Annotated in this window: 4 protein-coding genes and 2 tRNA genes; 3 read left to right on the top strand and 3 right to left on the bottom strand. The window is 40.2% G+C overall.

The annotated features are described in order from the left end of the window. Positions 1–66: 66 nt before the first annotated feature. The 3 genes from SJY37_RS06795 to SJY37_RS06785 form a co-directional block, all read right to left on the bottom strand. On the bottom strand, positions 67–2,016 hold the full coding sequence (locus SJY37_RS06795) for an OmpA family protein (RefSeq protein ID WP_379952916.1): 1,950 nt from the start codon (positions 2,014–2,016) through the stop codon (positions 67–69). Between the two features lie 36 nt (positions 2,017–2,052). Next, complete coding sequence (locus tag SJY37_RS06790; protein WP_298330355.1) at positions 2,053–3,015, bottom strand: type IX secretion system membrane protein PorP/SprF; 963 nt, start codon at positions 3,013–3,015, stop codon at positions 2,053–2,055. Between the two features lie 71 nt (positions 3,016–3,086). Further along, complete coding sequence (locus tag SJY37_RS06785) at positions 3,087–17,573, bottom strand: gliding motility-associated C-terminal domain-containing protein (protein ID WP_379952915.1); 14,487 nt, start codon at positions 17,571–17,573, stop codon at positions 3,087–3,089. Between the two features lie 524 nt (positions 17,574–18,097). On the opposite strand from SJY37_RS06785, the gene SJY37_RS06780 reads away from it, so the two are divergent. The 3 genes from SJY37_RS06780 to SJY37_RS06770 all read left to right on the top strand — a co-directional run bounded on the left by SJY37_RS06780 (position 18,098) and on the right by SJY37_RS06770 (position 18,494). Next, positions 18,098–18,169 (top strand) — tRNA-Gly (locus SJY37_RS06780). A gap of 73 nt (positions 18,170–18,242) precedes the next feature. After that, a tRNA-Leu gene (locus SJY37_RS06775) sits at positions 18,243–18,326 on the top strand. A 48-nt stretch (positions 18,327–18,374) separates the two neighbouring features. Further along, entirely contained in the window at positions 18,375–18,494 is a 120-nt protein-coding gene (locus SJY37_RS06770; protein WP_366519227.1) for a GIY-YIG nuclease family protein, read from the top strand. Positions 18,495–18,612: the final 118 nt, after the last annotated feature.

Raw genomic sequence — 18,612 nt, 5'->3', positions numbered from 1 at the left:
ACATTGCCCATAAAAAAACCTCGTTCAGTATATGAGCGAGGTTTTTTTATAAGTTATAAATGGATGTTACTTTGCCATTATAATAAATTCTGATCTTCTATTTAGCTGATGCTCTTCTTCTGTGCATTCTATGCCGTTTGCACAAGCATTTGTAAGCTGCGTTTCACCATAGCCACGACCCGTAAGCCTAGAAGCTTCAATACCTCCTTGCTGCACAATATAACGTATGGTAGATACATTTCTACGTTGAGAGAGCTTCATGTTATAAGCATCTGGCGCACGACTATCTGTATGTGATCTAACGTCAATTTTTAACGTAGGATACTGTTGCATTACCGCAATCACCTTCTCTAGTTCAAGTGCAGCATCTGGACGTATATTCGATTTATCAAAATCAAAATAAATTGGATTAAGTTCTAGTATATCAGAAAGATCTCCTCCTATAACAAGTTGAGCTCCTGGCTTCAAATAAACATCACGATTTATAATACCACCTACATCACTACTTGTCGTTAAAATAACTTCGTATGGCTCATAATTATCCTTTGCACCTCGTATCACATAAGTTTCACTACAATGTACATCACTAAAAGTAAATTTTCCAAGGTCATCACTTATTACCGTTGCCACAACCTGGTTCACCTTATCTCTTAATGTTACCGTAGTTTGAGGAAGTATTTCATCTGTCTTTACATCTCTAGTAGTACCTACGATATTCTGAGCGCAATTAGTCAAGATCTTTCTATCTCTTGTAAAGCTATAAATATCATCGTTACCCAAACCAGATGCTCGGCTTGATGAAAAATATCCAGTCCCTCTAGATTCACTTAATATAAGTCCAAAATCATCTGCACTACTATTTACAGGCTTTCCTATATTATATGAAGCTCCTACTTTACCATCATCACTTAGTTGAGTAACAAACACATCTAATCCTCCAAGACCTATGTGGCCATCTGTCGCATAAAACAATTTGTTGTCGCTACTCACAAAAGGGAAGGTTTCTCTTCCTTCTGTGTTAATCTCGCTTCCTAGATTTATAGGTGTTCCATAAGTACCATCTTCGTTTATAGTAGACATCCATATATCACTTAATCCTTTTGTACCTGGCATATCTGACGCAAAATATAATATCGTACCGTCAGGACTCAATGCAGGATGCGCTGTAGAGTACTCATCACTATTAAAAGGAAGCTCTTCTGGAATACTCCATACACCTCCGCGCTTATAGCTATGATAGAGCTTTAAATTAGTGGTTCCTGCTTCATCTCTTTTGAGTTTGGTTTTTTTACTATAATTATTACGAGTAAAATACATCTCATCTCCACTTTCTGTAAAGACAGAGCTACTCTCATGATAAGGAGTATTTATGTTTTTTGAAAATTTTTCAATGGTAGGATTATCACTTTTTGCATTATCAACTACATATAGATCTAAGAATGGCTGATTATTCCAATCGTGAATGTAGTCACCAGTACTGCTCTTTCTGTTTGAAGAAATCACAACTCTTTCACCAAGGAAACTTGGACTAAAATCTTGTAACTCTGTATTAAAATTAACTTGCTCTATAGCATAACGTCCAGACTGTGCTTCTATTTCCTTAAGGTAATCACGTTCTTTCTCAAACATTTTCCCTCGAGTATCTGTCCCGCTCATTTGTACGAATACAGCCATCATTTTATCTGCTTTATCGTATTTCTTAATACTTTTAAGTGATTGTGCATATCTAAAATAATACTCAGGTGCTATTTCTCCACCTGTCGCAACTAACTTCTCATACCATTGCACTGCATCTGCATAGTCTGCTGTAAAGTAATAAGAGTCTCCTAGTTTTGAAAAAACTTCTGGAGAGGTAAACCCTCTATTCGCAACTCTTAAGTATAAATCACGTGCATTTACATATGCAAGATCTTCAAATTGTTCTCCTGCAACTTTAACCTTACCTTCTTGAGCATACCCAAGGGCACCACCAAAAATGAAGGATAAAATAATTATATAGTGGAATACTTGTTTCATAAATATGTGTTTTAAAAATCTTCTACTATTTAAGAATTAAAAGAAACGTGGAGAGATAAGTTTTTTAGGCTGCTTAAATACTTCAAACCTTAAGAACACTTCATAACTACCATTATTAAACTGTTGTAGCTCTGTGGTCTCCCTATCATAAGCAAAACCAATCATTAAGCTATCTGTAATCTGAAAGCCTACAAGACCACTTAATGCAGCACTCCACCTGTAAGCAAGTCCAAGGGTTAATTTATCATAAAGCAATGCATTTGCAGTTACGTCCACTTGAAGTGGTGCTCCTTGAACGGCTTTCACAAGTCCTGCTGGCTTAAACTTAAAGTCTTGAGTGATGTCAAATACATATCCAGTAGTTAAGTAGTAATTGATTCTCTCGCGAGCTAGAAACGTCGAGTTTGTACTATTTGAGTTGTCACTAGCATCAAAATGCTCTGTGCGCAATAAATTAGGAGCACTTAACCCTAAATAATATTTATCAGTATAGTAAAACATACCAAGTCCTATTTGTGGGGAAAACTTGTTGTCAATATTATTTTGAGCCGTAGCTAGATTGTCCCCATTTTGAAATGGGTTTGCCTCGCTGTAATTAATATCAAGTAAATGCACACCCCCTTTTAACCCAAAAGCTAGCTTTCCCTCATCACTGGTAGGTATCGTATAGCTAAAATCTACATCTATGTAAGTCTCATTACTTATAAATATTTCATCATTAGTAATATTTAAACCTAGTCCTACACGTTTTGACTCTCCTACTGGAGAATGTATGGAAACCGTTTGCGTTCTAGGAGCTCCATCTAAACCTACCCACTGACTGCGATGTAATCCTAATACACTTAGACCTCCCCTTGCGCCGGCATAGGCTGGGTTTATACTTAATGTATTATACATGTACTGCGTGTACTGAGCATCTTGTTGTGCTACTGCAGTTTCAGTTGTAAGACCTAAAACGACTACTGCCAGGGCTACTATGGCGATGTATGTTCTTTTCATAGGTGTGTATTTAAATTTGGTACACTATCTTTTTTTGCTTTCGCGAAAGCGTACCAAATATTATTGTTTTATTATCTATTAATATATAATGGTCCTGCTAGTTGCTTGAGTGAACCAGCATCGTTTGTATAGTCAAGTACGTAGTAATAAGTACCTACAGGTAATAACCTGTCTTGATCTACAACTACACGTCCATTAGACTCTCCTCTGAAGAAGACGTTATCTTGTCCATATCCGTCTGCATCCCAAACAAGCACTCCCCATCTGTTATAGATACGTAACTTATTATTAGGATACTGCTCGATACCTCTTATTACAAAGACATCGTTAAGACCATCTCCATTAGGAGTCATAATATCAAATACTTCTAATCCGTCTGTTGCATCTGGATTTCCATTATTTACTTCTAGGAAATCTGGAATACCATTATCATTCTCATCACCTAGTTCTTCACCGTTTAGAATACCATCACCGTCACAATCTCCATCAAGGAATTCTTGACTAGCAGCGAGTGTCTGGCTACTTACTTCTAAACTACAAGAGTTATTAGGGTTTGTACCATCTAATCCCTCTCTACCATCAGAAACTCCGTCACCATCTGTATCAGGATTAGTAGGATCTGTAGTGTTACCGTTAGGATCTGAAGGAGTAAGCGGATTATCTATTCCAGTAATCTCCTCCTCATTAGTTAACCCATCATTATCACAATCTGCATTGTTAAACTCTGCTGTTGTTGTTACAGTCTGGCTATCTGCTACTAAATCACAAACATCAAATGGATCTGTACCATCTGCTATTTCGTCTGCGTTAGTTACACCATCGCCATCACAATCAAGGCTAGCAAAATCAGTATCCATAGGTAGTGTAACACTATCTATTAAGAAATCACATGGACTGTTAGGATCTGTACCATCTTCTGCTTCATCACCATCAGATACTCCGTCACCATCTGTATCTGGGTTAGTAGGATCTGTTGTATTACCATTAGGATCTGCAGGAGTATCAGGATCATCTGTTCCAGTGATTTCTTCTGCATTAGTTAATCCATCAAGGTCACAATCAAGATCATTCCACATCTGAGAAGGATCTACAGATTGACTACTTACCTGTAAATCACAAGGATCATTAGGATCTGTCATATCTCCAGCTTCATCACCATCTGTTACACCATCACCATCCGTATCTGGATTTTGTGGATCTGTTGTATTACCATTTGGATCATTTGGAGTTGAAGGATCATCGATTCCTGTAGTCTCCTCATTGTTAGTAAGACCGTCCATATCACAATCTGCACTGTCATAAGCAGTATCAGTTGTTTCTGTCTGATTTGCTACTACTAAACTACAGTTATCATTAGGATCTGTACCATCAAGAGCTTCTTGACCATCTGTTACACCATCACCATCAGTATCAATATCTAATGGATCTGTAATATTACCATTAGGTTCTCCAGGCGTTGTTGGATCATCAATTCCAGTAAGTTCTTCACCGTTATTTAACCCATCCATATCACAATCAAGATCATTCCATGCCATGGTAGGAGTAACTGTCTGACTAGCTATCTCAAGAGCACAAGGATCATTAGGATCTGTCATATCTCCAGCTTCATCACCATCTGTTACACCATCACCATCCGTGTCTGGATTTTGTGGATCTGTTGTATTACCATTTGGATCATTTGGAGTTGAAGGATCATCGATTCCTGTAGTCTCCTCACTATTAGTAAGACCGTCCATATCACAATCTGCACTGTTATAAGCAGCATCAGTCGTTTCTGTCTGATTTGCTACTACTAAACTACAGTTATCATTAGGGTCTGTACCATCAAGCGCTTCTTGACCATCTGTTACTCCATCACCATCACTGTCAATATCTAATGGATCTGTAATATTACCATTTGGATCTCCAGGAGTTGATGGATCATCTATTCCAGTAAGTTCCTCACCGTTATTTAACCCATCCATATCACAATCAAGATCATTCCATGCCATGGTAGGAGTAACTGTCTGACTAGCTATCTCAAGAGCACAAGGATCATTAGGATCTGTCATATCTCCAGCTTCATCACCATCTGTTACACCGTCACCATCCGTGTCTGGATTTTGTGGATCTGTTGTATTACCATTTGGATCATTTGGAGTTGAAGGATCATCGATTCCCGTAGTCTCCTCATTGTTAGTAAGACCATCCATATCACAATCTGCACTGTTATAAGCAGCATCAGTCGTTTCTGTCTGATTTGCTACTACTAAACTACAGTTATCATTAGGGTCTGTACCATCAAGAGCTTCTTGACCATCTGTTACACCATCACCATCACTATCAATATCTAATGGATCTGTAATGTTACCATCAGGATCTCCAGGCGTTGTTGGATCATCTATTCCAGTAAGTTCCTCACCGTTATTTAACCCATCCATATCACAATCAAGATCATTCCATGCCATGGTAGGAGTAACTGTCTGACTAGCTATCTCAAGAGCACAAGGATCATTAGGATCTGTCATATCTCCAGCTTCATCACCATCTGTTACACCATCACCATCCGTATCAGGATTTTGTGGATCTGTTGTATTACCATTTGGATCATTTGGAGTTGAAGGATCATCGATTCCCGTAGTCTCTTCATTATTAGTAAGACCATCCATATCACAATCAATACTATTCCATTCACTAGTAACGATAGTTAAATCTTGATCCATAGCATTATAAGAACAAGGATCGTTAGGATCAGTACCACCATTTACTTCATCATCATTTGAAACACCATCACCATCACAATCTCCAAGTCCTTGTCCATTACATTCGTCAAAAGAAACAGAAACCTCTGTTGGATCACTTATATTCCCATCATTATCCATTATTGTATAAGCGATAGGTGCTGGATCTTCTACAGATAATCCTGTACAAGTAGCATCTGGAATACCCGCAGCAGTACAAGGTGTAAAAGTAATTGCACCCGTTACTGGATCTACACTCCAAACTCCTACTCCAGGTTCAACTAGGTCATCACCAGGATTTGTTGTACCAACAATCTGTACCGTCGATGGATCTACAACATCCCCATTAACATCATTTGCAAGTACATCTATCACTACTGGAAGACCAGTTGTATTATCTGCACTTACATCGGCAGTTGCAACAGGAACGTAATCCACCGTTACGGTAGCTATATTTGATGGGTTACCATCATTATCGTCTATCGTATAACTAGCAGGCGAAGTTGGATCCTCATTAAATCCAGCTAATGGAATAAAGCTTATTGTTCCAGTAATTGGATTCACCTGCCAAGAACCTTCTCCTGGTACTGTGTAACCAGTTACGTCTCCATTAGCATCAATAGCAACATCTAGGGCTCCAACTGGAACTACTAAACTCACGCTCGTTACATCTAAAGTGCCATCAGGATCGGCATCTACTCCAAAACCATTATCAGCGGTTGGATCTAAACTCACCGTAGCACCAGGTGTATTTGCTAAACTCTCATCATTTTGAGCCACTGGTGGCTCTGCATCATACATCACAGATACCGTAGCTGCATTAGATACATTGCCATCATTATCGTTTATTGTATAGCTAATGTCTTGTGGATCTTGTGTAGATACTCCAACACAACTAGCATCAGGAACTCCCGCTGCGCTACAAGGGGTGAAGGTAATGGCTCCACTTACTGGATCAACACTCCAAACTCCTACGCCAGGCTCTACTAAATCATCACCAGGGTTGGCAGTTCCCACGATTTGAACAGTCGTCAAATCTAAAGTACCATCAGGATCCATATCATTTCCAGCAACATCAATAAGCACGGAATCTCCAGTCATATTATTGTTACTCGCATCATCCATCGCAACTGGTGGCTCTGGAATAAAACTCACACTTACACTAGCAGGGTCTGTAACATTACCTTCATCATCCGCAACCACATACTCAATATCTGTAGGGTCTGCTGTGAATATCTCAGGACAATCAGGTAATAAAACTACCGTACAAGGTGTAAACGTAATGGCTCCACTTACTGGATCAACACTCCAAGTACCCTCACCAACAACCACTAAGTCATCACCAGGATTTGCAGTACCTACAATCTGTACCGTGGTTGGATCTACTACATCTCCATCAACATCGTTTGCTAGTACATCTACCACTACTGGAAGACCAGTGTCATTACCTGCACTCTCATCTAAGGTTGAAACAGGAACGTAATCAATTGTTACCGTAGCCACATTTGATGGATTACCATCATTATCATCTATGGTATAACTAGCAGGACTTGTTGGATCATCATTAAAACCAGCCAATGGTGCAAAACTAATCTCACCAGTTACAGGATTAACTTCCCAAACTCCTTCTCCAGGTACTGTATATCCTATGATATCACCATCTGCATCCGTCTGTACCATCGTAGCTCCAGTTGGAACTACTAAGCTCACGCTCGTTACATCTAAAGTTCCATCAGGATCTGCATCTACTCCAAAACCATTATCAGCGGTTGGATCGATACTCACCGTAGCACCAGGTGTATTTGCTAAACTCTCATCATTTTGAGCCACTGGTGGCTCTGCATCATACATCACAGATACCGTAGCTGCATTAGATACATTGCCATCATTATCGTTTATTGTATAGCTAATGTCTTGTGGATCTTGGGTAGATACTCCAACACAACTAGCATCAGGAACTCCCGCTGCACTACAAGGGGTGAAGGTAATCGCTCCACTTACTGGATCAACACTCCAAACTCCTACACCAGGCTCTACTAAATCATCACCAGGGTTGGCAGTTCCCACGATTTGAACAGTCGTCAAATCTAAAGTACCATCAGGATCCATATCATTTCCAGCAACATCAATAAGCACGGAATCTCCAGTCATATTATTGTTACTCGCATCATCCATCGCAACTGGTGGCTCTGGAATAAAACTCACACTTACACTAGCAGGGTCTGTAACATTACCTTCATCATCCGCAACCACATACTCAATATCTGTAGGGTCTGCTGTGAATATCTCAGGACAATCAGGTAATAAAACTACCGTACAAGGTGTAAACGTAATGGCTCCACTTACTGGATCAACACTCCAAGTACCCTCACCAACAACCACTAAGTCATCACCAGGATTTGCAGTACCTACAATCTGTACCGTGGTTGGATCTACTACATCTCCATCAACATCGTTTGCTAGTACATCTACCACTACTGGAAGACCAGTGTCATTACCTGCACTCTCATCTAAGGTTGAAACAGGAACGTAATCAATTGTTACCGTAGCCACATTTGATGGATTACCATCATTATCATCTATGGTATAACTAGCAGGACTTGTTGGATCATCATTAAAACCAGCTAATGGTATAAAGCTAATTTGACCTGTGGTTTCACTCACTTCCCAAGCTCCTTCACCAGGTACTGTATATCCTATAATATCACCATCTGCATCAAGCACCTCCATCGTTGCTCCTGCTGGAACTACTAAGCTCACGCTCGTTACATCTAAGGTTCCATCAGGATCGGCATCTACTCCAAAACCATTATCAGCGGTTGGATCGATACTCACCGTAGCACCAGGTGTATTTGCTAAACTCTCATCATTTTGAGCCACTGGTGGCTCTGCATCATACATCACAGATACCGTAGCTGCATTAGATACATTGCCATCATTATCGTTTATTGTATAGCTAATGTCTTGTGGATCTTGGGTAGATACTCCAACACAACTAGCATCAGGAACTCCCGCTGCGCTACAAGGGGTGAAGGTAATGGCTCCACTTACTGGATCAACACTCCAAACTCCTACGCCAGGCTCTACTAAATCATCACCAGGATTGGCAGTACCTACGATTTGAACAGTCGTCAAATCTAAAGTACCATCAGGATCCATATCATTTCCAGCAACATCAATAAGCACGGAATCTCCAGTCATATTATTGTTACTCGCATCATCCATCGCAACTGGTGGCTCTGGAATAAAACTCACACTTACACTAGCAGGGTCTGTAACATTACCTTCATCATCCGCAACCACATACTCAATATCTGTAGGGTCTGCTGTGAATATCTCAGGACAATCAGGTAATAAAACTACCGTACAAGGTGTAAACGTAATGGCTCCACTTACTGGATCAACACTCCAAGTACCCTCACCAACAACCACTAAGTCATCACCAGGATTTGCAGTACCTACAATCTGTACCGTGGTTGGATCTACTACATCTCCATCAACATCGTTTGCTAGTACATCTACCACTACTGGAAGACCAGTGTCATTACCTGCACTCTCATCTAAGGTTGAAACAGGAACGTAATCAATTGTTACCGTAGCCACATTTGATGGATTACCATCATTATCATCTATGGTATAACTAGCAGGACTTGTTGGATCATCATTAAAACCAGCTAATGGTATAAAGCTAATTTGACCTGTGGTTTCACTCACTTCCCAAGCTCCTTCACCAGGTACTGTATATCCTATAATATCACCATCTGCATCAAGCACCTCCATCGTTGCTCCTGCTGGAACTACTAAGCTCACGCTCGTTACATCTAAGGTTCCATCAGGATCGGCATCTACTCCAAAACCATTATCAGCGGTTGGATCGATACTCACCGTAGCACCAGGTGTATTTGCTAAACTCTCATCATTTTGAGCCACTGGTGGCTCTGCATCATACATCACAGATACCGTAGCTGCATTAGATACATTGCCATCATTATCGTTTATTGTATAGCTAATGTCTTGTGGATCTTGGGTAGATACTCCAACACAACTAGCATCAGGAACTCCCGCTGCGCTACAAGGGGTGAAGGTAATGGCTCCACTTACTGGATCAACACTCCAAACTCCTACGCCAGGCTCTACTAAATCATCACCAGGATTGGCAGTACCTACGATTTGAACAGTCGTCAAATCTAAAGTACCATCAGGATCCATATCATTTCCAGCAACATCAATAAGCACGGAATCTCCAGTCATATTATTGTTACTCGCATCATCCATCGCAACTGGTGGCTCTGGAATAAAACTCACACTTACACTAGCAGGGTCTGTAACATTACCTTCATCATCCGCAACCACATACTCAATATCTGTAGGGTCTGCTGTGAATATCTCAGGACAATCAGGTAATAAAACTACCGTACAAGGTGTAAACGTAATGGCTCCACTTACTGGATCAACACTCCAAGTACCCTCACCAACAACCACTAAGTCATCACCAGGATTTGCAGTACCTACAATCTGTACCGTGGTTGGATCTACTACATCTCCATCAACATCGTTTGCTAGTACATCTACCACTACTGGAAGACCAGTGTCATTACCTGCACTCTCATCTAAGGTTGAAACAGGAACGTAATCAATTGTTACCGTAGCCACATTTGATGGATTACCATCATTATCATCTATGGTATAACTAGCAGGACTTGTTGGATCATCATTAAAACCAGCTAATGGTATAAAGCTAATTTGACCTGTGGTTTCACTCACTTCCCAAGCTCCTTCACCAGGTACTGTATATCCTATAATATCACCATCTGCATCAAGCACCTCCATCGTTGCTCCTGCTGGAACTACTAAGCTCACGCTCGTTACATCTAAAGTGCCATCAGGATCGGCATCTACTCCAAAACCATTATCAGCGGTTGGATCTAAACTCACCGTAGCACCAGGTGTATTTGCTAAACTCTCATCATTTTGAGCTACTGGCGGCTCTGCATCATACATCACAGATACCGTAGCTGCATTAGATACATTGCCATCATTATCGTTTATTGTATAGCTAATGTCTTGTGGATCTTGGGTAGATACTCCAACACAACTAGCATCAGGAACTCCCGCTGCGCTACAAGGGGTGAAGGTAATGGCTCCACTTACTGGATCAACACTCCAAACTCCTACGCCAGGCTCTACTAAATCATCACCAGGGTTGGCAGTACCTACGATTTGAACAGTCGTCAAATCTAAAATACCATCAGGATCCATATCATTTCCAGCAACATCAATAAGCACGGAATCTCCAGTCATATTATTGTTACTCGCATCATCCATCGCAACTGGTGGCTCTGGAATAAAACTCACACTTACACTAGCAGGGTCTGTAACATTACCTTCATCATCCGCAACCACATACTCAATATCTGTAGGGTCTGCTGTGAATATCTCAGGACAATCAGGTAATAAAACTACCGTACAAGGTGTAAACGTAATGGCTCCACTTACTGGATCAACACTCCAAGTACCCTCACCAACAACCACTAAGTCATCACCAGGATTTGCAGTACCTACAATCTGTACCGTGGTTGGATCTACTACATCTCCATCAACATCGTTTGCTAGTACATCTACCACTACTGGAAGACCAGTGTCATTACCTGCACTCTCATCTAAGGTTGAAACAGGAACGTAATCAATTGTTACCGTAGCCACATTTGATGGATTACCATCATTATCATCTATGGTATAACTAGCAGGACTTGTTGGATCATCATTAAAACCAGCCAATGGTGCAAAACTAATCTCACCAGTTACAGGATTAACTTCCCAAACTCCTTCTCCAGGTACTGTATATCCTATAATATCACCATCTGCATCCATCTGTACCATCGTAGCTCCAGTTGGAACTACTAAGCTCACAGTCGTTACATCTAAAGTTCCATCAGGATCGGCATCTACTCCAAAACCATTATCAGCGGTTGGATCGATACTCACCGTAGCACCAGGGGTATTTGCTAAACTCTCATCATTTTGAGCTACTGGTGGCTCTGCATCATACATCACAGATACCGTAGCTGCATTAGATACATTGCCATCATTATCATTTATTGTATAGCTAATGTCTTGTGGATCTTGTGTAGATACTCCAACACAACTAGCATCAGGAACTCCCGCTGCACTACAAGGGGTGAAGGTAATCGCTCCACTTACTGGATCAACACTCCAAACTCCTACGCCAGGCTCTACTAAATCATCACCAGGATTGGCAGTACCTACGATTTGAACAGTCGTCAAATCTAAAGTACCATCAGGATCCATATCATTTCCAGCAACATCAATAAGCACGGAATCTCCAGTCATATTATTGTTACTCGCATCATCCATCGCAACTGGTGGCTCTGGAATAAAACTCACACTTACACTAGCAGGGTCTGTAACATTACCTTCATCATCCGCAACCACATACTCAATATCTGTAGGGTCTGCTGTGAATATCTCAGGACAATCAGGTAATAAAACTACCGTACAAGGTGTAAACGTAATGGCTCCACTTACTGGATCAACACTCCAAGTACCCTCACCAACAACCACTAAGTCATCACCAGGATTTGCAGTACCTACAATCTGTACCGTGGTTGGATCTACTACATCTCCATCAACATCGTTTGCTAGTACATCTACCACTACTGGAAGACCAGTGTCATTACCTGCACTCTCATCTAAGGTTGAAACAGGAACGTAATCAATTGTTACCGTAGCCACATTTGATGGATTACCATCATTATCATCTATGGTATAACTAGCAGGACTTGTTGGATCATCATTAAAACCAGCCAATGGTGCAAAACTAATCTCACCAGTTACAGGATTAACTTCCCAAACTCCTTCTCCAGGTACTGTATATCCTATAATATCACCATCTGCATCCATCTGTACCATCGTAGCTCCAGTTGGAACTACTAAGCTCACAGTCGTTACATCTAAAGTTCCATCAGGATCGGCATCTACTCCAAAACCATTATCAGCGGTTGGATCGATACTCACCGTAGCACCAGGGGTATTTGCTAAACTCTCATCATTTTGAGCTACTGGTGGCTCTGCATCATACATCACAGATACCGTAGCTGCATTAGATACATTGCCATCATTATCATTTATTGTATAGCTAATGTCTTGTGGATCTTGTGTAGATACTCCAACACAACTAGCATCAGGAACTCCCGCTGCGCTACAAGGGGTGAAGGTAATGGCTCCACTTACTGGATCAACACTCCAAACTCCTACGCCAGGCTCTACTAAATCATCACCAGGGTTGGCAGTACCTACGATTTGAACAGTCGTCAAATCTAAAGTACCATCAGGATCCATATCATTTCCAGCAACATCAATAAGCACGGAATCTCCAGTCATATTATTGTTACTCGCATCATCCATTGCAACTGGTGGCTCTGGAATAAAACTCACACTTACACTTGCAGGGTCTGTAACATTACCTTCATCATCTGCAACCACATACGCTATATCTGTAGGGTCTGCAGTGAAAATCTCAGGACAATCAGGTAATAAAACTACCGTACAAGGTGTAAACGTAATGGCTCCACTTACTGGATCAACACTCCAAGTACCCTCACCAACAACCACTAAGTCATCACCAGGATTTGCAGTACCTACAATCTGTACCGTGGTTGGATCTACTACATCTCCATCAACATCGTTTGCTAGTACATCTACCACTACTGGAAGACCAGTGTCATTACCTGCACTCTCATCTAAGGTTGAAACAGGAACGTAATCAATTGTTACCGTAGCCACATTTGATGGATTACCATCATTATCATCTATGGTATAACTAGCAGGACTTGTTGGATCATCATTAAAACCAGCTAATGGTATAAAGCTAATTTGACCTGTGGTTTCACTCACTTCCCAAGCTCCTTCACCAGGTACTGTATATCCTATAATATCACCATCTGCATCAAGCACCTCCATCGTTGCTCCTGCTGGAACTACTAAGCTCACGCTCGTTACATCTAAAGTGCCATCAGGATCAGCATCTACTCCAAAACCATTATCAGCGGTTGGATCGATACTCACCGTAGCACCAGGTGTATTTGCTAAACTCTCATCATTTTGAGCCACTGGTGGAACAGCATAAGCTGCACTTACTTTAGTAGGAGTTGTTGCGTTACCCTCATCATCAGATACTACATAAGAGATATCCATTGGGCTACCTTCAAACAATCCAACACAACTAGCATCTGGAACTCCTGCTGCACTACAAGGAGTAAATGTAATGGCTCCACTTACTGGATCAACACTCCAAACTCCTACGCCAGGCTCTACTAAATCATCACCAGGATTGGCAGTTCCTACAATTTGCACCGTCGTTGGATCTACAAGATCACCATCTATATCATTTGCCAATACATCAATCACTGCAGGGTCTCCTGGCATAACACCCGAAACCTCATCTGCAGTTGCGACAGGTACATAATCAATTGTTACTGTAGCTTGGTTAGAAGTATTACCCGCATTATCATCTATTGTATAACTAGCAGGATCTGTTGGATCATCATTAAAGCCAGCTAGTGGTCCAAAACTAATCTCACCATTTACAGGATTAACTTCCCAAACTCCTTCACCAGGTACTGTGTACCCAATAATATCGCCATCTGCATCCGTCTGTACCATTGTTGCTCCAGCTGGAACTACTAAGCTCACGCTCGTTACATCTAAAGTTCCATCAGGATCGACATCTACTCCAAAACCATTATCAGCGGTTGGATCTAAACTCACCGTAGCACCAGGAGTATTTGCTAAACTCTCATCATTTTGAGCCACTGGTGGAACAGCATAAGCTGCACTTACTTTTGTAGGAGTTGTTGCGTTACCCTCATCATCAGATACTACATAAGAGATGTCCATTGGACTACCTTCAAATAATCCTGTACAACTAGCATCTGGAACTCCTGCCGCACTACAAGGGGTGAAGGTAATTGCTCCACTTACTGGATCAACACTCCAAATACCAACTCCAGGCTCTACTAAGCTTGTCACAGGAACACCTGGATTTGCAGGATCTATTATCATTACCGTCGTTGGGTCAACAAGATCCCCATCTACATCATTTGCTAAGACATCAATCACTGCAGGGTCTCCTGGCATAATACCAGAAACCTCGTCTGCAGTTGCAACAGGCACATAATCAATTATTACTGTAGCTTGGTTAGAAGTATTACCAGCATTATCATCAATTGTATATATGGCTGGAGATGTTGGATCATCATTAAACCCAGCCAATGGTGCAAAACTAATCTCACCATTCACAGGATTAACCTCCCAAACTCCTTCACCAGGTACTGTATATCCAATAATGTCTCCATCTCCATCCGTCTGAACCATTGTTGAACCTCCTGGAACTACTAAACTTACAGAAGTTACATCTAAGATGCCATCAGGATCTGCATCAACTCCAAAACCATTGTCAGCAGTTGGATCGATACTTACCGTTGCCCCAGGTGTATTGGCTAAACTTTCATCATTTTGTGCTATTGGCGGGATTCCTAACACTATCGACTCTAAATCATTAGCGGGATTACCACCAAAATCAGTAACATCTGCAGTTACAGTGATTGATCCGTTATTAAGTCCAGATATATCAGCATCTGTAGCAGTCCACACTCCTCCTATTACAGTTGCTGTTGTTGTTACAATATTTACTCCATCGGAAAAAGTTACTGTAACTATTTGTCCATCTTCAACATCTGTGGTAGTTCCTGATATAGTCACATCATCATCTTCATTGCTATCAACTATACCATCTCCTTCAATAGGAGTATCAATCGTGATTGTAGGTGCAGTTTTATCTCCATTTAAGGTAATTACCAAATTTGCATTATCAGAATTAACGCCATCAGATAATACGTATGCAAAGTCTTCTGTTAATGTCTCTCCTGTTAACAATCCAGCAACTGCGGGATTATTTATATCTGGAGTATAAGTGTATGTTCCATCAGGAAACACTTGAATACTTCCATAAGTTCCTACAAATACTGAACCACCTACCGCGACAGGGTCACCATCTATCTCGATAACCACAACATCTTCTGCCTTACCTTGCCAATATAAATCTGATATTCCAGCAATTTGCCCTCCAGGAGGATTATTTGTGACATTAGGCCCATAATTATAACTGAAAACCAACTCATCAATAGGCTCCTCAAAAACAACATTTACATTTCCTGTAGCATCACTTTCTATTGCGTTTCCTGTTCCATAAAAAGTATCACCCCCAATAATCACAACACCTCCTGTCGTAACAAACTTATATGCAGATGCCACTCCACCTAATGATCCACTAATTTGCATTTGATCCTGCCAAACTGGTGCCTGCGAAAAATCGATATCAACAATTAAGAAGCCTAAATTAAACACTGGCTCATCAAAAGTGATACGAAGCTCTGTATCGTTCACAGGGTTAGTACTAGCCTGTATACCAAATCTCAAATACCCAAAGTGTCCACCATTAGACCCGGTTAACGCTACTGTTTGATTTTGATTAGGAATACCAATATTATCTATATCTGTTGAAAAAAAGTCAAGTTGAACGGCATTAATATTTCTAGCCTGACCATCTACTGGAGTCGAATACATAGGGTTGGGACCAGCTGTGGGAAACTCATTTTCCCAAACAAGCGTACTCAACCCCCTATCAATGGCATCCACGCCATTCACACCCTCATCTGTAATAATGTTGCCACTTACGTCTGTTTCTGTGACAACTGTAATACTGTCAGCGTTATCTTGAGCATCTGGAGCTTCATCTACACCGTCAATTGTAATCGTAAGTATACCATAATCTATTATATCGATATTATCACTAATTGTATATGAAATAATATCGTCCAAAGACTCACCATTTTTAAGACCAACTACAGCTGGATTTGTCTCATCAACATCATATATGTACGTCCCGTTTGATTGAATAGTAATTTCGCCATAAAGCGTTGTGTAAGGAGAATTCACCTGCCCCGGATATACATCAACCTCAGTAACTGTTAGACTAATACCTGTGTCATTAGTTAATACATTTCCACTTATTGTTGCAATCTCATCTGCATCTACACTATCAACTTCATCAACCGCTACAGGAGCCGTATCAAAAACACGAATTACACTCTGTGCACTGCCAGTAGCTAAATTAGGATCTGTAACTTCAAAAGTGGCTGTACGTACCCCTGGCGTAGGTGTATTTGTGTTATTATAATAAAATAATGAATTAATAAATTCTAAAAAGTCAGCATTTGGTATTGGATTCCCCGCTATTTCTGTAATAGTAAAATCTACAAAGTTTTGTGTTAATTGAATTGTCGTTCCATTAACAACAAAACTCTGAGTATTTGCAGCTGCATTAAAAGGGAAAAAATTGTTAACACCTCCATAGTTACTATATAAATTTTCTGTCGCCTGAACAGTACCTGCAAAGCTTATTGTTGCAGCTATTATAGTACCTGTGTCTGTTGTTAAGGTTGGCACAGTTACTAAAGAACTAAGAGAGGCTGGGGTAGGCCTAAATTGGACATTCTTATCAAAACTTGGCACCGAACCATTAAGATCCAGAACAGGATCCGCAAATAAAGAGCTTCCTTTTAGCTCATCGCTACAGCGCTCACCCACTTCACTTGGTGCAGCCAGAGAAGAACCAATTAAAAGCACGTACAACACAGAAAAAACTCCGAGTTTACCCAGAGCACTTTTTGCGCTATTTATTGACATTACCAGCTCACTCTTATTGGATAAGAAAGATGATAATTTAATCTGTCCAGAAGGAATAGTAATTTTTCCCATATAATTAATTTATAACTTAATTGAACTTTTAGCACAACCTGAAACCTTAACAAACATCAGATTTTAGACATGTACCCACATTAAATTAATGTGATATTAAAATTAAATGTAGATTCACTTTAATCGCATAATCAAAATTAGCATTTTAAAGCATCTATATCACTAAAAATAGACACTTAATCGATTAAATTTAACCATTAGTAGATATTCTACATGTATTTTTCGACGAAATGCAGCTTTATGTCGACGAATTGCAATTTCAAGTACAAATATAATCGACTTAAAATCAGGATTTTGAATATTTTAACACTAAAAAAAAAACTATTCATCCGATAATTCCTACACAAAAAGCCTCGAAAAAAGCCATTTTAAGTAAAATACACTAGAGATTATTTTGATTAATATTGTATGTGGAATAGCTTAAAAAAAGTTTGAAAAAAGTTTGAAAAACCCTTTGCCAAAAGAAGAAAAAGATTAAATTTGCATCCGCTACGAGAAATAGCGTCGTTCTTATAGAATGCAATGCGAAAGTAGCTCAGGGGTAGAGCATCACCTTGCCAAGGTGGGGGTCGCGAGTTCAAATCTCGTCTTTCGCTCTAGTTTGAAATTATAACGCTTTCGTGAAAGCGCATAAAAATAAATACCAATTTTTTTCACGTAAGTGAAAATGCTCGAGTGGTGGAATTGGTAGACACGTTGGACTTAAAATCCAATGTCCATTAGGACGTACGGGTTCAAGTCCCGTCTCGAGTACAAAAGGCTTCCATCAGGAAGCCTTTTTTATTTTTATATATTTCAACCATGGTAACCGTCTACATACTTTACTCTAAAAACATCAATAAATACTATATAGGGAGTTGCCTAGACCTAGCACTAAGAATACAAGAACATATATCCAAAACACAAAGGGTTTACTACTAGAGCTCAAGATTGGGAGATATTTTTTGAAATAAGTAATTTAGAATATCAACAAGCACGGAGCATCGAAAAACACATCAAGAGTATAAAAAGCACAACATACTTAGTGAATATCAAAAAA

The organism is Dokdonia sp. R78006, assembly GCF_042466145.1.
In the GTDB taxonomy this organism is placed as follows: Bacteria; Bacteroidota; Bacteroidia; order Flavobacteriales; family Flavobacteriaceae; genus Dokdonia.
The sequence above is the reverse complement of the archived record's forward strand: the minus strand, read 5'-3'. Positions and strand labels throughout refer to the sequence as shown.